At 56.3% G+C, this 26,419-nt stretch carries 18 protein-coding genes and 3 pseudogenes; 2 read left to right on the top strand and 19 right to left on the bottom strand.

What is annotated here, in order from left to right; translation table 11 throughout:
- Window positions 1-115: 115 nt before the first annotated feature.
- The 4 genes and pseudogenes from EKK97_RS24545 to EKK97_RS09570 form a co-directional block, all read right to left on the bottom strand.
- A complete protein-coding gene (locus EKK97_RS24545; protein WP_234286534.1) occupies window positions 116-3,703 on the bottom strand; it encodes an RHS repeat-associated core domain-containing protein in 3,588 nt (1,195 codons plus the stop codon).
- Between the two features lie 69 nt (window positions 3,704-3,772).
- Window positions 3,773-5,791 (bottom strand): annotated as a pseudogene (locus EKK97_RS24540) (type VI secretion system Vgr family protein); the annotation flags it as partial.
- 388 nt (window positions 5,792-6,179) lie between these two features.
- Window positions 6,180-6,581 (bottom strand): GFA family protein, encoded by a 402-nt coding sequence (locus EKK97_RS09575; RefSeq protein WP_159551430.1) that lies wholly within the window; start codon window positions 6,579-6,581, stop codon window positions 6,180-6,182.
- A gap of 53 nt (window positions 6,582-6,634) precedes the next feature.
- Window positions 6,635-7,216 carry a class I SAM-dependent methyltransferase gene (locus tag EKK97_RS09570; protein WP_159551428.1) on the bottom strand — a complete coding sequence of 194 codons (582 nt, stop codon included), beginning with the start codon at window positions 7,214-7,216 and terminating at the stop codon, window positions 6,635-6,637.
- Window positions 7,217-7,622: 406 nt separating this feature from the next.
- On the opposite strand from EKK97_RS09570, the gene EKK97_RS24535 reads away from it, so the two are divergent.
- On the top strand, window positions 7,623-7,943 hold the full coding sequence (locus tag EKK97_RS24535) for an FAD-dependent oxidoreductase (protein WP_236551418.1): 321 nt from the start codon (window positions 7,623-7,625) through the stop codon (window positions 7,941-7,943).
- Complete coding sequence (locus tag EKK97_RS09565; protein ID WP_236551417.1) at window positions 7,940-9,361, top strand: FAD-dependent oxidoreductase; 1,422 nt, start codon at window positions 7,940-7,942, stop codon at window positions 9,359-9,361. Before EKK97_RS24535 ends, EKK97_RS09565 begins: the two co-directional genes overlap by 4 nt.
- Here EKK97_RS09565 and EKK97_RS09560 read toward each other — a convergent pair.
- The 15 genes and pseudogenes from EKK97_RS09560 to katG all read right to left on the bottom strand — a co-directional run bounded on the left by EKK97_RS09560 (window position 9,284) and on the right by katG (window position 26,225).
- Window positions 9,284-12,439: an ATP-binding protein gene (locus EKK97_RS09560; RefSeq protein ID WP_159551426.1), complete on the bottom strand. Its 3,156-nt coding sequence runs from the start codon at window positions 12,437-12,439 to the stop codon at window positions 9,284-9,286. The genes EKK97_RS09565 and EKK97_RS09560 overlap by 78 nt on opposite strands.
- A gap of 125 nt (window positions 12,440-12,564) precedes the next feature.
- Window positions 12,565-12,987, bottom strand: a complete 423-nt coding sequence (locus EKK97_RS09555; protein ID WP_159551424.1) for a hypothetical protein — start codon at window positions 12,985-12,987, stop codon at window positions 12,565-12,567.
- Window positions 12,988-13,144: 157 nt separating this feature from the next.
- Entirely contained in the window at window positions 13,145-14,353 is a 1,209-nt protein-coding gene (gene dgt / locus EKK97_RS09550; RefSeq protein WP_159551422.1) for a dGTP triphosphohydrolase, read from the bottom strand.
- 141 nt (window positions 14,354-14,494) lie between these two features.
- Window positions 14,495-15,445: an HNH endonuclease gene (locus EKK97_RS09545; RefSeq protein WP_159551420.1), complete on the bottom strand. Its 951-nt coding sequence runs from the start codon at window positions 15,443-15,445 to the stop codon at window positions 14,495-14,497.
- Between the two features lie 137 nt (window positions 15,446-15,582).
- The gene (locus EKK97_RS09540) at window positions 15,583-16,491 is read right to left on the bottom strand and encodes a DUF2971 domain-containing protein (protein WP_201297051.1); all 909 of its coding nucleotides are present in this window, start codon (window positions 16,489-16,491) and stop codon (window positions 15,583-15,585) included.
- Between the two features lie 104 nt (window positions 16,492-16,595).
- Window positions 16,596-17,531, bottom strand: a complete 936-nt coding sequence (locus EKK97_RS09535) for a hypothetical protein (protein ID WP_159551418.1) — start codon at window positions 17,529-17,531, stop codon at window positions 16,596-16,598.
- The gene (locus EKK97_RS09530; RefSeq protein WP_159551416.1) at window positions 17,524-18,093 is read right to left on the bottom strand and encodes a DUF6932 family protein; all 570 of its coding nucleotides are present in this window, start codon (window positions 18,091-18,093) and stop codon (window positions 17,524-17,526) included. The genes EKK97_RS09535 and EKK97_RS09530 overlap by 8 nt, the downstream gene beginning before the upstream one ends.
- Before the next feature lie 124 nt (window positions 18,094-18,217).
- Window positions 18,218-18,400, bottom strand: a complete 183-nt coding sequence (locus EKK97_RS09525) for a hypothetical protein (RefSeq protein WP_159551414.1) — start codon at window positions 18,398-18,400, stop codon at window positions 18,218-18,220.
- Between the two features lie 300 nt (window positions 18,401-18,700).
- On the bottom strand, window positions 18,701-19,120 hold the full coding sequence (locus tag EKK97_RS09520) for a DUF1198 family protein (RefSeq protein WP_159551412.1): 420 nt from the start codon (window positions 19,118-19,120) through the stop codon (window positions 18,701-18,703).
- Between the two features lie 20 nt (window positions 19,121-19,140).
- Entirely contained in the window at window positions 19,141-19,788 is a 648-nt protein-coding gene (locus EKK97_RS09515; RefSeq protein WP_159551410.1) for a lasso peptide biosynthesis protein, read from the bottom strand.
- A 78-nt stretch (window positions 19,789-19,866) separates the two neighbouring features.
- The gene (locus EKK97_RS09510; RefSeq protein WP_159551408.1) at window positions 19,867-20,895 is read right to left on the bottom strand and encodes a restriction endonuclease; all 1,029 of its coding nucleotides are present in this window, start codon (window positions 20,893-20,895) and stop codon (window positions 19,867-19,869) included.
- 108 nt (window positions 20,896-21,003) lie between these two features.
- Complete coding sequence (locus EKK97_RS09505) at window positions 21,004-22,761, bottom strand: hypothetical protein (RefSeq protein ID WP_159551406.1); 1,758 nt, start codon at window positions 22,759-22,761, stop codon at window positions 21,004-21,006.
- A gap of 257 nt (window positions 22,762-23,018) precedes the next feature.
- A complete protein-coding gene (locus EKK97_RS09500; protein ID WP_201297113.1) occupies window positions 23,019-23,270 on the bottom strand; it encodes a DUF1294 domain-containing protein in 252 nt (83 codons plus the stop codon).
- 172 nt (window positions 23,271-23,442) lie between these two features.
- Window positions 23,443-23,622 (bottom strand): annotated as a pseudogene (locus tag EKK97_RS24530) (cold shock domain-containing protein); the annotation flags it as partial.
- Window positions 23,623-24,027: 405 nt separating this feature from the next.
- Window positions 24,028-26,225, bottom strand: a pseudogene (gene katG / locus EKK97_RS09490) (catalase/peroxidase HPI).
- Between the last annotated feature and the right edge of the window lie 194 nt (window positions 26,226-26,419).

Genomic DNA, 26,419 nt, shown 5'->3' with positions numbered 1-26,419 from the left:
CAATCCACAATAAAAGATTGAGCTTGGAAATAATAATAGCAAGAAGCAGATAAGAAGGAAGCATCACAAGAGCCTCAATCCAGTGCCTCTCCCAATATTTCTTACTTGATCTCATTTACCTAACCCCTGGGACGCACATCCCAATCTGATAGTGCTCATCGGACAAGCCATCCCCATTGGAATCATAGTTTCGCGTTTGCAAAACACTTATCTCATTCGGTTTAAATATTGCCAAAAAACCCCACAAATAGGGATTGGTTTTAGTGAATGCCCCAGTAGCAGGATCAATCTTAAGCGTTCCACCAGTAACAGTCTTCACCCTGCTGCCTAATGCTGTGTTAGTCAGTCGTTCAAGCGGAGATCTTGGAGCAGGGCCTTGTGAAGTAATTGGGGCCCCCACTCGACCTTGCCGACCTGACTGATCTATAGGCCCCGGCCTACCAAACAACCCTAACGGATCCACCATCCCAGTCGGGTTGCTGACATAACCATACAGGTTCCTGCCACCCTTTAGGCCAATCGGGTCCTGGCTGATGTACCGGCCCTGCTGCGGGTCGTAGTAGCGGTGGCGATTGTAGTACAGACCACTCTCTTCATCGTACCACTGCCCCTGGAAGCGGATGGGCTGGGCGGTGCGGCCCTGTTCGTTGGTGACCGCGGCCCAGTCGTCCGGCTGGGCTTGCCACAGGGTGTCGCCCCCGGGCGTGACGAGCTGCATGGGTGTGCCCAGGGCATCAGTGACGAAGGCACTGATCTGCTTGGCTGCGCCATCACCGGCCTGGTCGATTCGGAGCATGGGCACGAAGCTGCCGGGCTCGTAGACCACGGTGGTTTGGTGGCGCTCTTTCGCTTCGTGCACGAGCCGATCGCCGTCCCAGCCGTAGTGGGTGGTGGCGGTGGTGCCGTTGGCGTGATGGACGGTCTTGCTGATGCGTCGCCCCAGGGCGTCGTAGCGGTAGCGGGCTTCTTCGGTCGCTCCCTGAGCGCTGGTACGGGTCAACCGCACCAGGCGGTTGGCACCGTCGTAGCCGAGGCTGAGCCGTTCGCCATTGGAAGTCTCGCGCTCGATCAGGTTGCCGGCGCCGTCGTGACGATAGCGGGCACCGTCGAGCTGGGCCAGGCGGTTGTCGGGCTGAGCACTGGCTTGGCCTTCGAGGCGGTTGCCGGCAGCGTCCACCGGGTAGCGGTGGGCACGGTCACCGTGCTGACTGGCGATCAGTCGCCCCGCCGCGTCGTAGCTATAGGCGATGACCGGGCTGGCACTTCCCTGGCTGCGGAAGCTGAGCCGGCCGAGGGCGTCGTAGCGGTAGTGCTGCTCGCCATTGGCGCTGCCGGGGCCACGCAGGCTGAAGTGATCCAGTTGGCCAAGTGCGGTGTAGCCACGTTCGAGAATCAGCGGTTGGGGCTGGTCGGCGCTGCTCAGGCGGCGTTGGGTTTCACGGTGCAGGGCATCAGGCTCGAGAGCGATTTCGAGGCCCAGGCCAGGGGCGCTGAGGCCGTGCAGGTGGCCGCTGCCGTAGGTATGCCAGGCGAGTTCGGGCAGATCACCGTAGCGGCTAGCCTGGGGCGCGCCGGTGGCGGTCAGGCGTTGCTGGTGCTGCCATTGCCAGGCGGCTATGTCGCCATCGGCATGATGGCGCTGCCGTTCGCCAATGGGACGACCGGCAGTGTCATAAGCGAAGAAGACCTCGCTCTCAGGATTGACGACACCGCTGAGCTGGCCGTCGGCGCGCCACTGATAGCGCTCGGTGCTGGCCGGGGCCGAATCGGTTGCGGGCAAATGGCGAGCGATCAGGCGACCGTTGGCATCGAACTCGTAGTGAGCGGCGAGCGGCTGCCCGTCGGGACCAAGCCGGTGGGCTTCGGTGCGAGTACTCAGTTGGCCAGCGGCGTCGTAGGCGTAGCGCTGCTCGCGGCCGTCCGGGCCGGTCTCGCTGACGAGGCGATCCATCTCGTCGTACTCGAAGCGGTAGCCGGCGCCGTTGGCCAGGGTCAGTTCACTGAGTCGGCCAGCTTCGTCGTAGGCGTAATGCTCGCGACCGCCGTCGGCGTCGATTCGCAGTACGGGCCGACCATGGGCGTCGTAGTGGAACTGCTGCCGGTAGCCTTGCGGTCCCTCTTGCTCAGCGAGCCGGCCCTGCAGGTCGTGGTGATGCTGCCAGCGGCTGCCGTCAGGCAGTTGGGTGGCGATGCGCCGGCCCATCTCGTCGTGGGTGGTGCGGGTGGTTTCACCCAGAGCGTTGGTCACGGTCAGCAGGTAGCCACGGCTATCGTAGTCGTAGCGGGTGGTCTGAGCGGAGCAGTCGGTCTCGGCAACGAGCTGGCCCAGAGCGTTCCATTCGAGTCGGCGGGTGCTACCGCCGGCGTCGGTGACGGCGGTGGGACGATCGGGCAGCGCTTCGTTCTCGAAAGCGAAGATGGTGGTGCCCCCGGGGCCGGTGACACGAATGAGGTTGCCGCGGGCATCACGCTCGAGCTGCCAGCGGTGGTTTTCCGGGCCAGCCACGGCGATGGGCTGCCCTTGCGCGTCGCGGGTAATGGCCCAGCGGCTGCCATCAGGGCCTATCTGGGCGATGACCTGTCCGCTTTCATCGCGTTCGAGCGCGGTCTCTCGGCCGAGCGGATCGACGGTGGCGATGCGCTGCCCGGCGTGATCGTAGCGGTATTGGATGACCGAGCCATCGGCACGGGTGTGAGCCGTCCAGCGCTGGCCGGGGCCAGTGCCGCTGAAGTGGTAGCGCTCCTCGCGGCCGAGGCTGTCGGTCACCAGGGTGTGATCCGGATGGTAGGCGTAGGTGCGCGTCAGCCCACCGCTCTCCTCCTGGGCAATTACCCGGCCTTCCGGGACATGGCGATCCCAGGTGTAGCGGGCTTCGATACCGCCGGGCACGCGGTGAGCCGTGAGTATGTGGTCCTGCCATTCGAATTCGCGTACGACCTCGCCATGACGCAGCCGCACGCTGATCAGATCGCCTTCCTCGCTGTAGGCATAGCGCACCAGCCAGTCGTCCTGGGCGCTGCCATCGGCCTCACGCACCAGGCGTACGCCGCTGAGGCGCTGGCCGCTGTCACCCTCTCCCGCCGGCAGCAGTGATTCGTAGTCGAAGTGGAAGTGGCGCCCGGCGCTGTCTTCGACCTGGACGAGCAGCTCGGCTTCCCAGCGGTAGGTGGTGGCGTAGCCGTTGCGGTCCAGTTCCTGGGCGAGGCGCCAGGTAGACGATGCCTCCTGCGTCGGTGCGAAGACGTAGTAGAGACCACCGGCATCGCTCAGCACGATGGTCTGCGGGTCGTGGCGCAGGGCTTCAGGCAAGGCCTGCCAGCGGACGTTTTCGCCATCCTTGCCCGCATCCAGCTCGTTCGGCTCGCCACCGCGCCGCAGCCAAAGCTGCTCGGTGGGCGAATAGCGCGACTGACCCGGCGCCAAGGCGCCGAAGGTGATGTCGCGGCCCTGGGCATCGTGAATCACACAGGCATCGTCGCGCAGGGTGAGCGAAAGGCCGTCGCCGGGTACCGACCACCCCTGCCCCAGCACGCCGATACGGGCATTGGCGGAGAGATAGCCGCGCGAGAACACGAAGGGCCGCGGTGCCGGCAAGGCGAAGTCGGTTTCCGCGGGCAGCAGCTTGGCGCCCAGCAGCGGATTGACCGGACTGCCCACGGCAGGCTCGCAGGTGCTGCAGCGGTTGGCCAACCCATCGAGCATGGCGGGATTGCTGAGATCCAACAAATTACCTAGCTGTGAAAACAGCCCGGCCCCAACCGATTTGAGCGTCACGTCCTCGCTCGCTTCCGGCGTGGCGGCCCCCGGCAGCAGCGCCGCCGCCGCCCCCTGCCCGCTCCCCGAACCGGGGCTGCCACCGGAGTTGATCTTGACCTGGGCGCCGACGATGGTGATGCCGCTGGGGTCGAGCTTGAGGAAGCTGCCGCCGGCCTTGAGGGTGATCTCGGCGCCGGCGTCGATCACGGTCTTGCTGCCGGCCCGGTGGTGCACTTCCTGGCCAGCCTCGACGAGCTGGGCACGGGCGGTCTTTTCGTGGCGCGTAGTACCGACGATGAGGTGGTCGTCGCCATCGACCTTGAGGTGTCGCTGGCCGCGCACGGTGAGGTGGTCGTCGGCGTGAATCTCGCTGATGCGGTGATGGTGCACGGTGAGGTGGCTGTCGTGGCCGATCTCTTCGGTGCGGTCGTTGTTCGTCAGCAGCTCCAGGTCCTTCTGGGCGTGGAGCCAGATCTGCTCCTGGCCCGCTTCGTCCTCGAAGCGCAGTTCCTGGAAGCCTTCGCCCTGGTGACTCTGGGTGCGAATGACGGTACGGGTCTTGTGCTCGGGCAACACGTAGGGCGGCGTGCTGACGGCGTTGTAGACCCGCCCGGTGATCAACGGCTGATCGGGATCGCCCTCCAGGTAGCTGACGAGGACCTCATGGCCGATCCTGGGAATCGCCAGGCTGCCGTAGCCGCCGCCGGCCCAGTCCTGACTCACTCTCAGCCAGGCGCTGGCCGTTTCGTTGGGTTCGGCATAGCGGTCCCAGGGGAACTGGACCTTGACCCGGCCGTGCTCGTCGCAATAGATCTCTTCGCCCTCGGGACCGACGACGAAGGCGATCTGGGGGCCGTCGACCCGGGGCCGGGGATTGGGCTCGGGGCGCCAGGCCTGGTCGGCGGGCATGAGGACCAGTTCGTTATGGTACTTGGTCATGGCTTCCGAGCCTGCCCGACCCTGCAGGCCATCACTTTGATCGGTTTGCTCGCTGCCCTGAACGAAGCCGTCCTCTTCCAGCGCCTGGGGCTGCTTGCCGTGGTGGACCACGCCGAGCACCTGCCAGTCGCGGTTGAGCTCGTCGAGATCGTGGTCGGTGAGCGCAAAGCGCACGCCCGGGGCAAGCTCGGGCAGGTCGCTCTCGGCGTCGGCGGTGTTGGCGCTGCGGCGCAGCGCTTCGAGGCGGATGCGGGTGAAGGTCTGGCCGGAGGCATCGCGCTTGTAGCGGCCGGGGTAGTCGTAGTGTTCGTAGTCGCTTCTCTGACCGTGCGCCTCAAGATCGCGTGCGGCGTGGTCGTGCAGCTGACCGTAGGCCGGGTTCTTGAACGAGTAGTCCTTGAGCGTGGCCGAGGCCGGGGCAACCCGGGCGTGCTGGTGCAGCTTGCGCACATGACGCGCCGGCGGCGTGCCTCCGGCGCGGCTATGGTAGGTGCGCTGCCCGAGGTGAGTCAGGATCTGGGGCGCATCGGCGAACACCAGGCGGTGGGCGGCGTGAGCGCCCTCTTCACCCCCGACCTCGAAGAACTCATGGAAGTAGAACAACCCCTCTTCGGCGGCCAGGCGCTCGACGAAGGCGAGATCGTCTTCCCGGTACTGGGTAAGGTACTCCCGAGACTCGGGTTCGCGGGTGGCGGCGAAGGCGAGATCGGTCAGGCCGTGCTCGTCGCACAGGGTGTTGAGCACCGTGAGCGGCGAGACCTCCTGGAAGATGCGCGAGTTCTGCCGCAGCGAGAGGCGCCACAGCGCGGGGCGGATCTCGACCCGATAGAAGGTGTGGCGGTGGCCGCGGTCGCCACGGGCGAACTCGCTGACGATGCCATGAACGCGGCGCAGCACCTCGCCCTCCTGCCAGATCGTCAGGGTGGCCTCGCGATCGAGGATATCGGTGGCGGAGAGGCGGCCGTCACGGCTGGCGAAGCGCACGCTCAGTTCGAAGGGCTGGGACAGCGCTTCCTTGTGAGTGAATTCAATGACCGCCAGGTCCTCGGCCCCGGCCAAGGCCAGGGTGAATTGCCATCCGGTAGCGTTGCGCATTACGCCTCCCTGCGTCTGATAGGTGCTGCCGTTATCGTTTAATTAGCGAACGGGAATCCTCGCGCGAAAAGCTTACCAGCCACATACGCGCATATCTGTGGCACTTCGCTGATAACGGTGTAGGAAATGGCTTACAAAGGAGACTGGACAGCCCCTCGGCGACTGTCCCTACGCCAAGAGGGCCTCCGGCAAAGTGGCCAGTGAAGGCGTCATCTCCTTGCTCAGCGGCCGGCCTGGACATAGGCATAGAGACCGGTATCGACCTGAACGAGCTCGCCGAAACCGGCTGCCAATACGAGCCCTCTCTACCGAACGACCACACCGGCGCTGTGCTTAGTGAAACCCAACGAGCAACGCAGACGCGCTTCCATAGCGGAGCGGCAGCATCCTACAAATGCGTAAAGAATCGAGGGGACTGCTGCCACTGGTCGTTCATGCCGTCGACATAGGTAATCGGAATACTGGATAACTCTTCTTCGGTAACGCCTTCCAGGCAACCGATGTTGACCCCATACATCTTCCCAATCGGCGTCTCGTTGCCAACGCCGAATGGCCGGACGCCGCAGACTTTGCAAAAGAAGTGCTGGTTCTTCCTGGAGTTAAACCGGTATTCGGTGAGCAACTCCTCTCCCGACACGAGACGAACCCCATCCTCTTTCGCCACGGCGGCCCAGAACCGATTTCGCCGACAGATAGAGCAATTGCAGCGGAAGGAGCCTTGGGCGAGGTCAAGATCCGCCTCGAAGCGAACGGCGCCGCAGTGGCAGCTACCTCGGTAAGTCTTGAGCATCTCTTACTCCTCTGAAATGCGCTTGCATCGCGAGGTCAGGCGGCAACGGCGCTCTAATCGCCGGGCGTTGTCGCCAGCACACAGAACCCCTCATCCAGTTCCACCAGCCGCGCATCGGTGAAGCCGGCAGCCACGATCGCCTCTGTCAGCCCCTCTTTCACTTGCCCAGAATGGGGTGTGAAACCAAGCGCAATTTCGCCCCCCGGCCTCATCACACGTCGTATCTCCCGCAGCCCTGCCGCAGCATCGGGCCAGGTCTGCAGCGAATTGATCGCCAGCGTCTTGTCAAAACTGGCGGGCTGGTAAGGCAGGTCTTCTACCGAGTGCTGCCGAAGCTCAATCCTGCCAGTTCGAACTCCCATCGCGTTGCGCGCCTTTGCTTGCTTGACCATCTCAGCCGAAGCATCGATGCCTGAGACGCTTCCCGATGGAACGCAGTCGGCAAGGAGTTGAATACCAACGCCTGGACCGAAGCCAACCTCAAGCACTCTGTCGCTCGGCTGGATATCGAGCAACTCGATGACCCGCTGGGCGATCCTCCGGTTCATGCGAGCCATGATGATACCGCCGACTCTCCCCAAGAGGCCCGTAGGGCGACCAAAGGAGCGCATGAGAATGTTCTTTACGACGCTCATCGCGGACTCATCCGTCCCCCAGAGATTCTGCGGTTCATGGCCCCTCCGCCCTTATCCGGGTCTGTTGAATAGGCCTGCTGGCACCCCCAGGTATTGCGAATGGCCGCTCTTCCGGTCCTTTTCCGGTAGCTCGCCTACTGAGCCTAAGCGACGCCTTACAGGGATGCAAAATCACGTCGGAATCTGGGCCCGGCAGGCACACAGTCATGGAAGAAGTCGGCAGAAAAGAAAAACCCCTGAGCCAGTTGGCTGGCTCAGGGGCTGGGAATCACCTCGGTATCACCACGAACGCCGAATCGGCCGCTCGAAGCGCAACGGATCACTTCGGTATCACCTCGTCTGGGCCCCTTGGCCGCAACATCCTCTTGAGGGATTCTTAGGAAAACAACAACTGAGGGGCCTCATCATGGACCATGCACCGCTGCGGATCGCCATCATTGGCGGCGGGGTTTCCGGCCTGTCGCTGGCCTACTATCTGCAAAAACTCGGCTGCCAGAAGCTGGGGCACGAGATGGCCCGGCAGATCGAGGTCACTCTCTTCGAGCGCAAGGCCAGCCTGGGCGGCAACGCCGAAACGGTGTGGGTCGACCTGGGCGTGCGGCGGCATCCTGGCAAGCCCGAAACGCCCTATCGTCGCTGGGCCGACCTGGGGGCAATGACGTCAACCTGGCCACCTACCACCGTCTGCGCACGATACTCAGCGAGATCGGCGAGCTGGAACGCATGAAGCCGCTGGAGAATACCGAGAGCTATTTCAGCCGTGATGGAAGCATCGCCCTGACCGACGACAGGGACCTGTTTCGCGGCGTCAGCAACCCGGCCCACGACCTGAACCAGCTCGAGGGCGGTCGGCTGGCGATGCTGATCGCCGTGGTTCATCGCAGTGCCATCGACCTGGTGGAGAGCCAGCGCATCACGCCGCGCTATACGGTGGACGACTTCTTCGACGCCTGCGCTGCCGCCCCCGCCGACATGCTGGCCGCGACGGCGGATCGGCTGAGGGTCAACATCGACTGGCACGATCCCGAGCTGCCGGCGCGGCTGGAGCGCATCCGTCACAGCATCTACTACCCGCGCATCTCGGCCATGTATTTCGCCGACGATCGCGGCCCGGGCGGCATGCCGCTCCAGGCCCCCTTCGAGTATTACCGCATTCAGGAAGGCGGCTCGCCCCCGGACCGCCGCTACTTCGAGCACGGCGCCCAGCACTGGCTGGAGGCCCTGGCCGCCCATATCGTCAACCCCAATACGCCGGGCCCAAGAGTCGAGATCCTACGCGGCATCGAGGTGGAAGCCAGCCTCTCGCCCCAGGGTGTGACGCTGGCGGAGCGTGCCCCCGGCGAACGCCGCTGGAAGGCCGACATGCTGATCATGGCCACCCACGCCGAAGACGCCCTGCCGCTGCTGACCTTCGGCGACGGCCTGAGCGACACCCAGCGGGAGCTGCGGCACATCCTCGGCAAGGTGCGCTACACCCGCAGCTTCGGCGTCTGCCACACCGCCGCCGCCCGCCTGCCGCCCGATCGCAACCTGTGGCGCACCTACAACATCGAGGTGCGCAATCCCGAGGACACCTTCTTCCCCTACCGCATCGACTACGTGGCCAATCGCCACCAGAACGATGCGGAGAATCCCGCCTACAACCAGGCGGGCCTGCCGCAGTACTTTGTCTCCCTGGTGGACGATCTCAACCGGATTCCCCGCAGCGAGATGCTCGAGCGGCAGTCCCCTCCCCTGGACGAGCCCGTACCGATGACCGCCGCTCCCGGCGAGGGCGGCTATCGGGACCGGCTACCGCCGCTGGACAGCGCCCTGGAATCCAAGGCCTGGACCCTGTTCAAGCACAACGTGCTGGATGCCGAGTGCCTGGAGGCGCAAGCGGAGATCGAGCGCTACAATCAGGCCACCGCCCGACGGGGCGCCGAAGGCCAGGAGGGTTGCCCGCTGCTGTTCGCCGGCGGCTGGACGCGCGGCGCCGGCCTGCAGGAACAGTGCCTGGAGCAATCGGCGCATCTCGTCGAACTGCTGCTGGGCACGGCGGAGCGCCGGGATGAGAAAGTCCTGCGGCTAGTGCCGACTGGCAGCCAGGCGGGGCAGCGTCATCCGCAGGCCGGCGGCTTCGCCTCGGTGCCAGCACGCTCGTAAGGCTTCCAGGGCGTGCGCCTTGCCGCCCTTCTCGCCCTCCGCTTGGCCGTTCTCCAGCCAATCGGCATAGGCTTCGATCAAAGCGCAGTGGTGCTCGCCCCAGGCACAGGGCTCCGCCCCCATCAGTTGGGTCAGGCGCCGGGCGTAGTGGCGGGCCGCTTCCGGGTGCCCGTCGAGCAGGCTGACTTCTGCCGCGGCGATCAGAAAACGATAACCGTTGTGCCCCACGCAGCCGGCATCCAGCAGCGCTTCGCCCTGCTGCAACGTCGCCAGGCGCGTCTCGGGCTCCTCTTCCAGCAGCGCTCGGGTGCCCAACACCCAGGGACCGATAAAGGCCTTCAGGCCGTGCTGTTCGACCAGCTGCCAGGCGCGCTCGATGCTGGCTCGCGCCTCGGCCAGCCGTCCGGTGATCAGCTCGACCCGGGCGCGACTCTCCAGCAGGAACGCCTCGAAGCGACCGGAGCCCAGGCCACGTGCCACCGTCAGCGCCTGTTCGATCTGCTCGTCCGCCGTATAAGGCTCGCCCTGGGAGAGCAGAATCCACCCCGCCGTGAGCCGCGCCACCACCTCGGCACGCCGGTTGCCGACCCGTTTGCCCAGCTCGGCGGCATCGAAACAGTCGGCCAGCGCCGCTTCGGTCTGGTTGGCGTAGATGCGGGCGGTACCCAGCATGAACAGGTTGGAGGCCTCCAGATCGGCGTGGCCATGGGTTCGACACAGCGTGACGCAGTGGTCGAATAGCTCAAGGGTGCTGAGCATCTGCCCCTCGGCATAGTGGGCATCGCCCAGCCCGCTCAGGGCCTGGATCTCGGTGCGCACGTCGCCGCCACGGCGGGCCTGCTCCAGGGCGCGGGTGTGATAGGCGCGGCTGGTGGCAAAGTCGCCCCGGGGGAAGTAGAGATTGCCCTTGAGATAGAGCGCCTCGGCCAGGGGCAAGGGATCCTCCAGCGCCTCGGCCAGGGGCAGCAGGCCGTCGAGAATCGCCTCCTCCGCCGCCAGCGCATCGAGCATATTCAGCACCCGGGCCAGCCACAGATCGGCCGTGATGCGCTGCCCCTCCTCCCGAGCGAAGGTACGCGCCGCCTCGAAGTGTTCCCGCGCTGCCTGGATCTGCCCGGTGGCCATCGCCACCTGGCCCTGCAGCAGCATCAGCCGGTACTCATCCTTGGGTGCGTAATCAATGGCGCGGCAATCCTTCAGCAGCGCCATGGCTTCCTCGTGGCGATAGCGGGCCATTTCCGCCGCCACCGCCTGCAGGAAGGCATTCGGCGCCTCCAGCGAGCGCGCCCGATGCAGGTGGCGCGCCCGCAAGCCAGGTTCCGCCTCGCCGTAGAGCGCGGCCAGGCGCAGATGCAGGCGGTCGCGCTGGATCTTGGGAATCCCCTCGTAGATACCTTGCAGGATCAGGTCGTGCACGAAGCGGTAGCTGCCCTCTTCCAGCGGACGCACCAGGCTGTAGCGCTGGGGAAGTTCGGGCTGATAATCGGCCTGCCCCAGCACCTCCTGCAGCGAGGCCAGGGAGAAGCGCTGCCCCATCACCGCGGCGATGCACATGGCCCGCCGATCCAGATCGGTGAGCTGATCCAGCTTGCTCTGTACCAGATTGGCGAGACTGGCCGGCAGGCTGCGATGAGGATGGAACAGCAGCAGTTGGGTCAGGAACAGCGGGTTGCCCTGGGCCTGGGTCACGCAGCGGGCGGCGTGCTCGGCGGGTACCGTGCCGTAGCTGGCCACCAGGGCCTCGGCCTCCTGCGGGCGCAGCGGCGGCAGCTCGATCAGCGTGAGCGGCAGCTCCGGCAGTTGCGGGCGCAGGCGGCTCTCCAGCGGGTCCTGCTCCAGGCGCGAGGTGAACAGCCAGATCACCGGCGCTTCCTGGGTACCCTGCAGCAGCCCGGTGAGGGTGCCCAGCAGCGCCTCGTCGGCCCAGTGCAGGTCCTCCACCACCACCAGCTGCGGGCGATGAATGGAGCGCGCCAGGAGCAGATCGCGCAGTGCCAGCACCAAGCGCTGGCTGCGGGTCGCGGGGGTCATGGCGGCATAGAGCGACTGCGCCTCCTCCGGCTGAGGCAAGCCCAGCAGCGGACGCAGCAGCATGGCGTGATCCATGGGCAGGCGCAGCGCCGAGAGACGGGCCAGCAGGAGAGCCTCGTCCAGAATTTCCGCTTTCGCCTCGGCGGAGGTTTGCAGCAGCGAGCGCGCTAGCTGCATCAGCGGGCCTTCATCGGCCCGGGTACCGAAGTCCAGCACCTCGGCCTGGTGATGATCGGCATGGGCCGCGGCCATCTCGGCAAACTCAGCGCTTAGGCGCGTCTTACCGATGCCCGCCACACCGCGGATATAGATCAGATGACCGGCCTGGTAGGCCTGGGTGCTCTCCAGGATAGCTTGCAGCTGGCCCAACTGTACCCGACGCCCCACCAGCTCGAAGCGAGCCTCGCGCGCCTCGTCCCGGGGTTGGCGATAGCGCAGCCACTCCCCACCTTCGTCATCGAAAACGAAGCGCTCCGCCAACTGCACCGCCACGCCACGCTCGACCCATACGCCGCTCTGCCCACCCGACATGGAAAGCGGCACAGCCGTAGGCCAATGGCCGGCCTGAAGATAAACGCTGCGGGCCACCCCCTGCTCCACCAGGGTGGCGGCACACAACAGACCGCGCTGCGCATCGCTACGGTAAGCCCGGGGCAGCCCGAACAGCGCCGCGCCCCCTTCCTCCAGGCTGCCGCCGAAATGCTGCACCCAGCTCGCCAGCGCCGAGGGATCGGCCGCCACGGCGTGCAACTGGATCAGTACGCGGGCACTCTCCATCTCCTCGATATCGGCAGCGACAACGGCGGCCTCCTCGGCCTCCGCCGACAGCTCCTCGACCTCGACCTCGTAGATCTCGGCCAGATGGCGCGCGGTACGATACAGCACCGCCTTGCCACTCTCCGCCCTCTTGATGGAAGCGATGGAGACGCACAAGCGCCGATCAAAACAGTACTCGGCCAGCGCCTCCTGACTCAGGCCCAGCCGCTTGCGATGCTGCTTCAAGCGCTCACGATCCAGCCGCAAGCGCCCGTCTTGGGGGATGATCACTGTTAGATGCTTTTCCTGCGTTATGGGGCATGAGCGGGATGGTTAGCTAATGCCCAAATTATGTGCCTGTTTGGAGCTACAAAGCAGCGGTAAATCGGTTGTTGCGCAGCCGATTGTTAGAAAACTTAGTCAAACTTAATTTCACCACCGCCGGCATTTAACGGCGGCATCTCGCCATGCACTTTAAAAAAGGCATCTATCGCAAGAGCCTCCTGCCAGTATAAAAAACCAGATTTTAGATGCGGCGCCAACTCTTGATACAGAGGAAAGAACGCAACCTTCATCTGTTCGATCTTCGCCTCAGGCCACCGCCAAGCTGCGGAATGTCCATTATACCTTCCGTCGTGTATTCCGGCAGATGCTGCGAACTGGGCCATTCGATTTTTGAAATTATCTGTCATTCCAATATATTGAACGTAACCATCAGCAGGGTTTGGCACCCCTAAGGAATCGCCCCAAGCAATGACATAAATTCCAGAGCCAAGCCGTACAGGTCCTAGCTCAGGATCTACCTTCTCTGAACGCCCCCTGCTCCTGGCCAGAAGCATTCATTTATGCGCACCCATTCAAACCACTTACCTGCAAAAGGTTCCAAAATAAAATCTTGCACTAGGACTCCTTAGCATTGCTAACACCGCGCTCTACAGAAATTCAGGAGCGCTAGCGAGTTAATTTTTCGTAGCAGCACCTTGTTATAAGACGACATTACTTAAAATAGAGCTTGTCAGCACTACCTTTACCAAAGTACTTCTCATACTCCTGAGCAGCATAGGAATCCATCATTCCTGATATATAGTCCGTCACTAATCGCGCTTTACAGTCATCAAGAGAACGCAACTCTGCCGGCAACAAAATATTCCCCTTGTTATATTTTTCATCAGAATAAACCTCAAATAGTCCGCGTATTATTTGCTCACCGCGGCGCTCATATAACTGAACATCTTTTTTCCTCAATATTGCTTTAAATAGAAGCTTTTTTAAACCTTCCGCCAAATCAGCGTAATGCTTGTATCCTAGTCGACCGTCGACTAAACCGATATCAGAGCAAAGTGTGTTTACTATCTTTGAAGTCAACTCCTTTTTAAGCACAATTGCGTACTCTTCAGAAGTACCAGCTCTACTTGCTTGCATTGCTTCAGTTTGCGCTTCTTGTGCAATATTTGAAATTGCAGAGTACGCAGACTGGAATCGCGCACTTACTTTGAACTCATGCACAATTTCGCCCAAACTAATCATGCCAAAGCTTAATGCATCCTCCAAATCATGTGCGGCATAAGCAATTTCATCAGCCAAGTCCATGATTTCAGCATCTATGCTCTTCTTTATTAAAATATCGTGCTTATCCAGCTCATCCTTTAAAAAACAAAAATCATCGTCATATAGGAATTTTTTATCATTTTGCTGCTTGTTATAAAAATACTTAGTTATAGCCATTAAGGTACGAACATTAAGATTCAAACCTGTGTAAGAATGATGCTTTATTTCAAGCGTCCGTAAAATACGAAACGCTTGAGCATTTCCTTCATATCCACCACAATCTGAGCTCAATTCATTTAATACAACTTCCCCATAATGTCCAAAAGGCGGATTGCCTATATCATGAGCCAAGGCAGCAGTTTCTGTTACAACTGTATCCTTAAGATCCAAATTATAAGCAATTGAGCGTGCAATTTGAGCGACTTCTAAACTATGAGTCAGTCGATTTCGGTTAAATTTGCTTCCGTCTACGCCGAGAAGCTGCATTTTACCTTGCAAACGTCTAAAAGAAGATGAATAGAGAACACGAGCATAGTCTCTCATTAAGGTATCTCTATTTTCTGCACGACTATCTTCGAATGTATAAACACGATACTCTAATTTAGATATTAGCCTTTCTTGGTTTTTTGCATATTCAATCACTTCACGGTCATACATAGTTATTTACTCTGATGTTATTGACCAAGCAAGTTCTTGGCTTATAACGTAGCCTTCAGCTGCGGCGTGTAGCGACAGCGTAACAGCGTCAGCTGGAAGGCAGTGGAGTTCCCCCACTTCAGGGTGGACTGAAGCGGCTTGTTAGCTGGCCTGAATATCAATCGCCCCTCTAAACCCTACCCCTAGTGCGAGTGGTGTACAGCTCAGCACTAAACCACCATCATCTCTTTCTCCCAATGACTTGACGAGCAACAGAGCAGCACAAGTTTGGTGTCCTTGGAACGATACGGTCTTTGATGTAGCTCCAAACATATCAATGGTGTCCACATAGAACTCGACATGAACCTTATTCTTGAAAGTTTGACACCTTCTATGATCGTTTTCTTGCGTTTCGTCAATAGATTTAAAATACACTCCTTTATTAAAGAAAATAAGCCCACCCGGTCTTACTAAGCTTCTTACTCTTGCTTTTGTCCACGTCGATGGTTCCAAATGGATCACATTGGTGTTGCGACTAATTTGATCAACCATCTCAGAGTATAATGCGTGCAACCGTTGGTCATCCCCAAAATCGAACCAATTATAAACACTGTTTCTGATAAAAGAGTTGCTCATTGACGAATTGAGGGGCTTAATAATGATCGCATTCTCATCAACCATTTCTTTATCGAGACAATACTTTAGAAGCCTCTGTCCTTTGTTAGATATGGCTCCAATATCCGACATTTCCGCGACACGCTTGTGATTGATGTAGCCCCATGATACTCCTACAGAAAGCCATCCATTCTTGGTATTTTTTGTTTGACCTTCTAGTGTCGCTGCCAAAGTACGTGAATTTCGAACCTGCTTAGTCCACTCACTTTTAGCGTGGCGTAATGCTCGCGCATCCAAGTTATTCGACATTGTCCGCATTGTGTGTGCTTCATCGTGGTGGGCGACACACAGGACAATAAGATTATCTTCAGTGTTGTTAGAATGATCTTGATCAATATGGTGGATTTGACATCCACTTTTCTGACATATAGCGCAGCAATACTGACTCTCATAGAGCAGTTTGTTTTTAAGTGTCGGTGGAATTGCTTTTCTTGGCATAAGAACTCACTACTTGTAAGATATAACTGTTTTTATCATCTAACCCCCGCAGCACAAGCGGCTTTGTAGTGTAGGCGAAGCTGAAACGAGAATGCTGTCGCTGTGCTTGGCCTTGTTATATCTCTTGGCACTCAAGGCTATAGCAACCCTGATTCTTTCTTGCTTTCCAGACATCTAGATACCTGTAGAGGATGCGTACCTCCAATGACATCCTCCTTTTCAAGTTTCGACCTAAGTCCAAACAAGCAATTATTGATGCTGCTAGATGATAACTTCATCAAATACACCACATTGGGATTACGACTTAACTTCGCCAAATGCATTGAAAGCGATACCCTTTCAACATCATCTTGAATGCCCATAAGATTAATATCAGCTCGGCCACTATTCGGATCAATAAAAGACCACTCTACAGACGAAACTCGGTCTCTAACACGCTCGTTAGGCATAAGGTCAATACATTCAAGAACCACTCGGTCTGACTGTTTTAACCTAAGGACCACTCGGTGCTCTTGTTCATAAATGCATTCGTCACTTTTTCGCATAAATACTTCATAGAGTATTCTATTAGCACCTTCCACTGAGATATTCGAGTAGTCATAGTCGAATTTGTCATTTCTGTATCGAAGCCCTTTCCTATAGGAAACCGGCTTAGGAATTCCGTCAAATGGTGAGTATACCTCGCCCCAAGAAGAATTTATCAAAGCATCCGATCTGAACAGGTTATGGAAAATGGACCCATTGCCAGGAATAGACACTGTGCCGATAGCAAGCCCCTTATGCTCGTTTGCATAATGAGCCCACATCAATAGATCCTCTTTGTTTTCGGAAAAGTATATAACACCGATGTTATGCATCCGCATTTCGATGTACTGAGAAAAGCTCAAATCGCCGAATTCTGGATCCTGAGCCGTTGGATAATTAAAATGGCCGGCTAATTCTTCTAAGCTATTCTCGCAGAATGAAGCCTCGAATGGGTCATTCAAAACTGCTGGCTGAGATAGTCGAATGAACCCATCACTAAAGATATCTCTTGGTTCATTCATGTATTTACACAATTGTTTCAATACTGATCCCCGGGAAAAAAATATAACGCCCGCGTAATAGGCTCGAGTTTGCAAGCGCCATAATTGACGCGATTTTTATGTGTTTATTCTCCAAACCGGAGAAACTCTATCAAACGAACCACTTCTCTTGGCGGTCTGTTTAGTGGAGCAACAGTTTTAACCGTGACTTTAATTAGACATTTTTTTCCGATCACGCTGTCAGTAGCTTTTGTAAACTGATCAACAGCCTCTTTAGTAGCGGAGCCATAGAAAAGTTTTCCTGCATTGTCAGCCAGTTCAAATTTTCGGTGCTCTGGCAAAAATCCTACCAGAGTTCCTTCAATTTCAATTGTTTTTTCTTCAATGCTTGTAGCTTCCGTTCTAACTTTCGCCCTATGGATAGAAGGACCATCAAGAGTAAAATCCAGCTCTTTTTCAACAACCCTTATAGTTGCTTTACTTGAATCCAAGTTGGAAAAAAAATCCCTGAGAGCGATTAGCGTTCTCGGCTCCAATTCCTCTAAAATAGACTCAAAAACCGCATCGTCCTGGGCAGCAGAATCCCGAAGAAGAAGTGCAGCCTTGTCTATAACATGCGATAACTGTGAAGATTCCATTTGAATTTGTTCGCTCATTTCATCAAGAACAAAACCAAAAGAACCCCTTGCCAAGCCAGTAACCATTAGCTCTGAGCTTGCCTTGAGTGGCACTTTCCCTCTTTCACCTAAATCGCCGACTTCATTGTTGGCGAAAACTTTAGCGATAAGATCCTGAAACTGCTCTAATGCTGTTCCAGCAAATTCTGCAGCAATTCCTTTTGAACCAAGCACAGGCTGCCCACCAAAAAATAGAGCAACGCTCGCGCTGTTATCAGAGACTGAGCCCTCTTTCAATAATTCTAATTTACTCGATAATTCAGAAATTCGATGCTCGAGCTGCATCTCACCTACGAAATCGCCAGATTGACGCGCACTAGAAAGCAGCTCATTAAGAGTGTTAATTTCAGAAGATAGGCTGTCAACATTGAGCTTCTTAGGCATTACCTGCCTCCCTATCCAAAATCTCTAGCGCCTCATCGTCACTGCAATCAATCGGTATTTCCACCATTCCTTTCCAAAGGTAAGATTCGCGCTGGTGTGAAAACAATCCAAACCAGTACCGAGTATTGCTCACTACATGTATAGGATGCGTGTTTAGGTCAACGAAATACGCATCGCAACAGTATTTCTGCTTCGCTTCATTGGGCAAAAAAAGATCTGTGTTTTCATAGACCAATTTCTTCCATAACTCTAAATCATTCGTAGGCCTCAAAGCGAATGTGACTATATCCACATCTGATGGAGGTCGGCCACGGTTTAACTCCACATCCTCGACAAAGCTACCATCGAGCCACTGGAAGCCGTTACGAACTCCAATACTCTTAAGCTTTCTACGATAATCCAGCAGCCCTCTAAGTATAGCTCTCCTCTCAAAAGTGTGTGCATAACGATGAATGAACTCTGTTATCGTAGTCTTATAGGGAGCCATACCAGCAGGGTCGGTTGGCCCTTGCTCGGGTATAAAAGGCGGCAGCACTCCTGATTGATTTAATTCTGGTATCACGCTTCAATCTTCCTATGTTCTTTCAGATAAAGCTGGCACATAGCGTCTGACATCATCGGCAGAAGGAAGCAGGGCGACGAGGAACGAGGAACGGCTCTTTCTTCTGTCCGAATGTATGCGATTGTTAGCCTGTTGTAACGAAACGCAAGGCAATGAAAGTAATAGCAATAAAGCCCAGAGCGACAGCTCCGAGGTAATACTTGCGCACATCCTTCTCATCGGCTAGCCACTTCTCAAGCTCGCCCAGCGTACATACGCGTTCGCCTTTGCCTTGACCGCCATAGCGCGTGACGTTGAACAAATACATAACTGAGTGAGCTGGAGTATATGCCCTTTTCTGCGCCGACTCCCACTCTGGAGGAAGTCCAGAGATGGGAATTGGCTCACCGCCAACTGTGATGCAACTTGGTCTGTGACCCTCTGTTAGAACTTTACGCATCTTTTCAACCCGTGTCTTTCTGGATATTCTCAGAAACGGCGGTGCCAAAAATAGAGCTAGAAGATAATAGTTCATATGATTTTTAGTCTAACGCCGCGGTTTGGGGCGCCGGAGCGCCAGCGAAGGCATCCCCGCATCTCGATTTTGTGCCGCGACAACACCGCTTTGTTAGCTGATTGAGTTGTACACATTGATAAAATTGGGGATCTGAGAATGATCAGCTCCGGCATCTTTGAGATACGTAAAAGCAACCTCTGCTCTCTCCGCATTCATTTGTGGGTCGAAGCCGGACTCTTTGAGTCGAGACTTCCACCACTTGATATTCTCCGCATGGTCGTTCTTTGAAATCTCGAAGACGATAAAAGTATACACACCTTTCTCAATAAACTCATCGCCACCGCGAGACATCTGATCTACAAACATCAGACCTCGCTTAGAACCCATTGCAGTGATCATGTTCTCAATGAAATGTGGCTTCACATTGATTCTTCGCCCAATTTCGTAGGCTACTGATTTCGGCTTTTCGGAAATAAGGCGATAGATCAGGGCTAGCGCTATTGCAATGCCAATTATCCAGTACCAGTTCATTCTGTGCCCCATAGAGTATTTCAGCTAACGCCCAATTCAGCGGGCAATTGAAGCGCAGCGTAAATTGATCCGTTGCAATTATTTGTTAGAGGATTTAGGCGCAGACTACATGTCTGCATGACTGCACCGTACTGATCCTTCAACTTCCCAGCATTAACTTTGACACCTGCTTCCTTAGCTAGTGTTTTAGTTAGGCTCCACAGCTTGTTTGGATCATCTAGATGGCCTGTAGAATATTCAGACAAGCTTGCGGTGCTCACAAATTTTGCCTCGCTATCGAACCCCACTGGAGATCGTTCACCGTAGTAAATTTGGGGAACATCCAGAGTAAGGAGATCTTTCGATGCAAACACTGGTGGGAAAGCGTAGCCTCCAATATTTGGCATGCATACCGATGCATCAAGAACCAAGTCATCTACTGTCACCCATGAGTGATCAAAGAAGCTTTGTTCATCAATTTTAACTTCCCCAATACAAAGGCTAGACTTGACTCCTTGCTCTTCAAGAAGTATGTGGAGTGCCGCCGACGTATCATGACACCCACCCCTATAATTGTTTTTCACAATCCAATTTAATACAGCCTTGAATGCTTTCTTAGCTTTGTAGTCAACGCTCGCTGAGCATAAGGAAATTCGATCTATGTTTTTCAACCAAATCTTCGAATTCATGCTTTCCTCTAACGCCATAGTAAGCCGCCGAGACGCAGCGCAGCGTAGTTTCGGTCGGCTTCACCTAATTGTTAAATTTCACCTTGGCAACGATAACAAGAAATCGTCAGCCAGCTCAAATAAATAATCAGTTGGGTCCTCTCCTTGCTCTTTCATATGGAGCATCCTGCACAGGCTTTTATCGTCAACAACTAAAATAAGTTTCCCGTACTCACGCATTGCGCCCTGCATCATTTTGAAGGCGTTCTTATCAGCTCCAGCCCGAGTGAGGACAATTGCAACTTTTCTCAAGCCTCGTTCAAGAAGGTATTTTTCGGTTGTTAGCACCTGACCTTGCTTTATTTTCCCTACATAATTTTTAAATTCAAATATTACGTACCTGCTATTAAGGTGCTCCACTAAGAAGCTCCAGAACTCGGTCATCGGACGGACTCGACAAACAAAGTCGTACCTACTTACCCCATCATCTGTTCTTTTCTGGGCATGCCAGCCTTGCAAGTCGTTCGGAAATAAGTACTTAAGGACATCTATACAAAGCTCTTCATACTGAGACCATGCTTGCTTCCCACGTTTTGTATCTTTCAATCTAGTGCACAGCTCTGTGCCTTTGGTATCAGACGGGGGCGCCTGCCGTTCATTTATAGAGCGGCTTCTATTCCAGGGTGCCTCCTTTCGGTCGGACAAATCACGAACCAAGTCTGGATCTGCTTCAAGTAAAGAATCTAGCTCTTCCGCAAGAGCCGGAGAAACTGAAGCATAATTTCTCAGGTCAGTTCTATCTGCGAAAGAAATACTGAATTTATCTTCCAGAACAAGCCGCATTTCTGTTGGTAAAACACTTGATATGACTAACATTCCTTTCTTAGCACCACCACGCAAGCCGTTGTTAACTACACGGGCTGCGGCAGACTCTATTAGCGAAGGGCGAGCTCTTGCTGTCCTGTAATATTTGACTTCAATTGCCCATTGTTCATTTCCCAAAATACCAAGAAAGTCGAAGCCGGAGTCACCTCGAGGCAAATGTGACTGGATGCGAAAATTGTTCGCTTCAAGAATTCTTCGAACGAGGTCTTCAAACTGTTCCCATGTAGGCTTCGTCTTAAACATATACCATTACTTCTTTGTAAACTTAACGCCGCGCTCTGCGGCAGATTTGGAGCGCAGCGGAAAATTTGTCCGACAGCAGCGCCTTGTTATGCCACCTTACGATCCTCATCATTTTTTAGGATCTTCAAACATCATCTTACCAATCCACCAAATTGACTGCCCAACATTGGAAATCAATTGTTGCCCTTGCCTTAGATATGAATTTTCAGTGTCAATTCCGGCAAGCTCTAAGGCTTCTCCGATTTTTGAACTTGTCGGGTGTGCATCACCTAATCGCATATCATAAGCACCTACAATTGGACCAAAGACTTTACGAGCAGCAGCATCTCCAACCTTCCGGGATAGTATGTCTTGCAGTAGTTTGTTTGAGCCAAGTTTATCCTTATTCGCATGTACTGATAACGCCCGCAACTCTTTGACATTAAGCCGGTCAGAGAAAACGCGTACAATTTCTTTTGCTAGCCTTAGCAATGACGCCTGATCTTTACTTTCGAATCTGGAGATTTTCTTTAAGGCTTCTTTACGGTCTATATCATGTGAGAAAAGAGAAACATTAAACTCTTGCTTAAATCCATTCTCCAGCATGCTCATTACTTCAAAAAGTAACGCCTCTACTGCATGTGTAGATGCGGGTTGAGCCTTAACTTGAGAATCTAACAACTCACTGGAAACCTTACCCTCTGGGACTGCATTATGTGCGGCCCATAAGTGCTGTTCCCATGAAGGGAGACGGGCGATGTCATAAGCATATACTGTAATGAAATCCGCTGAGTTCACTCCAAAGTGAATTCGATAACCGGACGTTGAGTGAATAGAACCTGTTTCGGCTGTATACCATTCAAGTGAGAAGCCTCGAAGCCCCAACAGTTCATTTACAATACTTGAACGGAACCACAGCCACCTTCCAATGTCTTCATTGTTTAGCTCAGATGATGCGATGCGTGTACTATCTGTTTCGACTATAAATTGAGGTAGATTTGTATCAGCGTCCCCTCTAACGCGTTTGCTTATGCCTTGGTGCTCAATCCATTCATCCCGCCAAAATTCTCCTTCCACCCGTACACCATCATAACCGGACTTGTTTCCTTCAGACTTTTCATAATCAGTATTTTCGTTTGTTTCGGGCCCCATTACAGGAGCGTCTTCCTCTTCGTCTACTTCTGTGCGCCAAGCACGAAACATTGCCCAACTACCGCCAAATACATCATTCAAATTTTGAATAAGTAGTTCATATCGGCCGCCATCCCTTTCTTCTTGGTGGTCTTCCAGGCCAGCATATTCGCTATTTTCAAGTGTCGGTACGTTTTCAACTCTTTGTCGATAGTACGATAGCCTGAGAGATAAGTTTCTAGCCGCCAAATAGTCGAGAAGAAACTCTCTTTTTATTTCGATCAGGCGCTGTTCCCCTTTTTCATCGAGAACCTCCCGAGCTACTACTACAAAATTCTCTTCTGGCCTTACCCAATTACTTCCCTCTTTTATAAGACGAAGCGCTACTACTAAGTCAGGATTCAATATCCATAAACTTCCGCCAACTACAGGTTGAGGGTGCTCAAATATAAGATGGATTCCGATTGGTTCTTTGTCATTCCATTGGTACTGTTCAATTGTAGAATAATAGCCATCTTCATATGCATAAGGTTGAGGGGTACAACCAATCCCAATGTCACTCCAGCTAGTTTTTTCTGCTATTTCTCTGTGCTCCGGAGGAAATGCTACAGAACCACAACCAAAGTACTCACCAACGTGCCCTATATATTTGCAGTTTCCTTTTTCATCGTTAATTGATGCTCTCAAAGGCACCCAAGTAGACTTTGAAAAAGTCCGGCGAGTTTCCTTTTTTTGAAGAATCCAATCTTGATTCATTGATCGTCAGTTCCTTTGGGCATAACAGTGATTGGACTGCACGTCCTGATATTCAATGAACATCCTGCGCGTTCAACAATATTATCTGACGCGCATCATTCCTTGCAACTCGTTGATTTTTTAGCTCCTAAGTATAGCTCTGCCACCTATGCAGAATTCGCGTTTGCGCGTTTTGCCGGGACCAATATACTGTATGTAGGTTCTCTAATAGACTGGCATGCAGCCGAATACCTTTTGCACAACAGACTTGGTTACTGTTAACCGATCCCAAAACCAGCCGAAAGCCTCGCTGCCTCATCCGAATAAACCAGCCACCCAACCACCCCACAATTCACCACCACCCCACACCAAAATATCGCCTGAAACGGCTGCTTTCTGGTTTTGTGCCGAAACAGCCGCTGCGCTACCAGCGCGCCGGGCCAGCCACCGATCAAGCCTGCGAAGAGCAACATGGCTTCTGGAGTGCGCCTTCTGCCCTTCCCTGCTGCGGCTTTGTCGATGCCGTACATGGCGAAGGTGCAGTGCGTATGCCGCTATGAGCTGCATTGGCATGTGGCCTAGAGCGCTCAAGGCTGCCAGGAGTGCGAAGAACGCAGCGGCGATGGCGCATGCCAACATCAGCCCTCTGGAGCGAGGGGGTGAATGACGTGCCGCTTTCAGGTAGCCCGCCTTCTGGGCTTTCGGTCTGTTCTGGCTGTCGTGTGTCAGGTGGTAGGTGATCGGTTCGTTCACTTGCGGCCGGCGCCCATCGCGGGGAAAGGCGCTGATATGAACGAATACACGAGGGCCGCCTGCGGCTGGCGTGATGAAGCCGAAGCCCTTGGCGTCGTTCCACTCGGTGAGTTTGCCTTCATGGCGCATGGGTTATCTCTTCCGAATCAATCGATTGTCAGAGAATACCATGCGCAGTCGAAACTATTTGGATTCAGTAAGTTACTGGAAAATGTAAATAGGATTGATTTCGTCTGGCGGGGAGTTGGGAGTCGGGGCACGCTACCGCCCCTGCTGGCAGAATGGATGATGGTTCGCATCATCCTAATGCGGCAGTCCCTGAGTACGTCTTGGTTGCTTAGTCATCTTCTGTGACTTTTTACTAACCGTAACCAACAGAAACGTTTAGGGCAACGTCAACGAAAGCATGAGGCGGCGATAGCGCCACTTCTTTTGATCTGAGTAGGGACATAAAAAAACCGGAGGCTGGTTGCTCAGCCTCCGGGGTCAGTTTTGAAGCCCACCAGGTCCGCGTTACTGCCGCGGACCTGTCGTTCAGCGGTGCAGGTCGAAGCGGTCGTTCTCCATGACCTTGACCCACCCTTTCACGAAGCGGTCGATCATGCGCTCCTCTCCGCCGTTGGCGGCGTACTCCTCGGCGATGGCGCGTAGCTGGGAGTTGGAGCCGTACACGAGGTCGACGCGGGTGGCGGTCCACTTCTTCTCGCCCGTCTTGCGAATGCGGCCTTCGAAGCGTTCCTCGCTGTCGTCGAGGGGCTCCCACACGGTGCCCATGTCGACGAGGTTGACGAAGAAGTCGTTAGTCAGCTGGCCGGGGCGGTCGGTGAGGATGCCGTCGTTGTTGTCACCCACGTTGACGCCGATGGCGCGCATGCCGCCGAGCAGCGCGGCCATCTGCGGTACGCTGAGGTTGAGCATGAAGGCGCGGTCGACCATCAGGTGTTCGGCCGGGATGGAGGTCGCCTGGGGCTGCATGTAGTTGCGGAAGGCGTCGTGCCTCGGCTCCAGGTAGGCGATGGTATCCACCTCGGTCATTTCCTGGGTGGCATCGGTGCGGCCCGGAGTGAACGGCACGGTGACGTTGTGCCCGGCCGCCTTGGCCGCCATTTCGACCCCGACGCTGCCGCCCAGCACGATCATGTCCGCCAGCGAGATATTGGCGTCCGAGGCGTCCTTGATCTGCTTGAGCTTGTCGATCACGTCATACACGCCGGAGCGCTGGTTGATGTCCCAACCGGTCTGCGGCTCGAGACAGATGCGCGCGCCGTTGGCACCGCCGCGATGGTCGGTCTGGCGGTAGGTGCAGGCCGAGGCCCAGGCGGTGCTCACCAGCTGCTTGGCGCTGAGGCCGGAGTCGGCGATCTGCTGCTTGAGCGTGGCGATCTGCTGGTCGTTGACCAGCGGCCCCTGGTGCTCGGGCACCGGATCCTGCCACACGAGCACTTCATCGGGCACCTGCGGGCCGAGGTAGCGGGCGCGTGGGCCCATGTCGCGATGCAGCAGCTTGTACCAGGCGCGGGCGAACTCGTCGGCGAGCTTGTCCGGGTTCTGGTGGAATTCCTTGGCGATCTCCAGGTAGGTGGGGTCGGTGATCATCGCCATGTCGGCGGTGTTCATCACCGGCGGGTTCTTCTTGCCTTCCACGTGGGCGTCGGGCACCCAGTAGCCTTCCTTGACCTCGACCGGCTGCCACTGGTTAGCGCCGGCGGGCGACTTCTTCACCTCCCACTGGTGGGCGAAGATGGTGTTGAGGTAGGCGTTGTCCCACTTGGTCGGCGTCGGGGTCCAGGCGCCTTCGAGGCCGGAGGTCACGGTGTATTCGCCGAGGCCGGTCTCATGGGTGTTGGCCCAGCCGAAGCCCTGCTGGTGGATCTTGGCGCCTTCGGGGGCATCGCCCACGGCATCCGGCGAGCCGTTGCCGTGCATCTTGCCGAAGGTGTGGCCGCCCACCGTCAGCGCGACGGTCTCGCGGTCGTTCATGCCCATGCGGGCGAAGGTCTCGCGTACGTCCTGGGCGGACTTCATGGCGTCCGGCACGCCGTTGGGGCCTTCCGGGTTGACGTAGATGAGGCCCATCTGCACCGCGGCCAGCGGGTTGTCCAGCACGCGGCTGCCGTCTTCCCAGCTGCCGGTGTAGCGCTCGTCCTTGGTGGCGAGCCACTCGGTCTCGGGGCCCCAGTAGATGTCGTCCTCCGGCGCCCAGATGTCGGCGCGGCCATAGCCGAAGCCGAAGGTGCGGAAACCCATGGTCTCCAGCGCGCGGTTGCCGGCGAGCACCAGCAGGTCGGCCCAGGAAATCTTCTCGCCGTACTTCTGCTTGATCGGCCACAGCAGACGACGCGCCTTGTCCAGGTTGCCGTTGTCGGGCCAGCTGTTGAGCGGGGCGAAGCGCTGGGCGCCGGTACCGCCGCCACCGCGGCCATCCACCGCGCGGTAGGTGCCGGCGGCGTGCCACGACATGCGAATGAAGAACGGGCCGTAGTGGCCCCAGTCGGCGGGCCACCAGTCTTGCGAATCGGTCATCAAGGCATCGAGATCGGCGCAAAGCTCGTCTACGTCGAGCTGCGAGAATGCCTCGGCATAGCTGAAGTCGGCCCGAACGGGCTGGCGTCGGGGTGTTTCTGGTGCAGGATGTTGAGGTTGAGCTGGTCGGGCCACCAGTGCTCGTTGCCCTGCAGACGGGACGTGGTGCGCGCCCCATACTCCCGGCGTGTAGGCTTTTGATCGGACACGGTCTTCTCCTCGACTGGGTGGTGGCCTACAGGGTATCTGAGCCGATAACGCCGCATCGCCTCATGTTGTTGTAAACGCCTTCCGGCCCTATGCCGAAGGCATTGAGAGTCCTATAAGCCGTCAGATTACAGTCAAGGATTCAACACCGAAGCCGTCAAGCAAGAGGGAGGCTTTCGACTCGATAGGGGTAGGC

Source organism: Billgrantia tianxiuensis, from assembly GCF_009834345.1.
In the GTDB taxonomy this organism is placed as follows: Bacteria; Pseudomonadota; Gammaproteobacteria; order Pseudomonadales; family Halomonadaceae; genus Halomonas; species Halomonas tianxiuensis.
The sequence above is the reverse complement of the archived record's forward strand: the minus strand, read 5'-3'. Positions and strand labels throughout refer to the sequence as shown.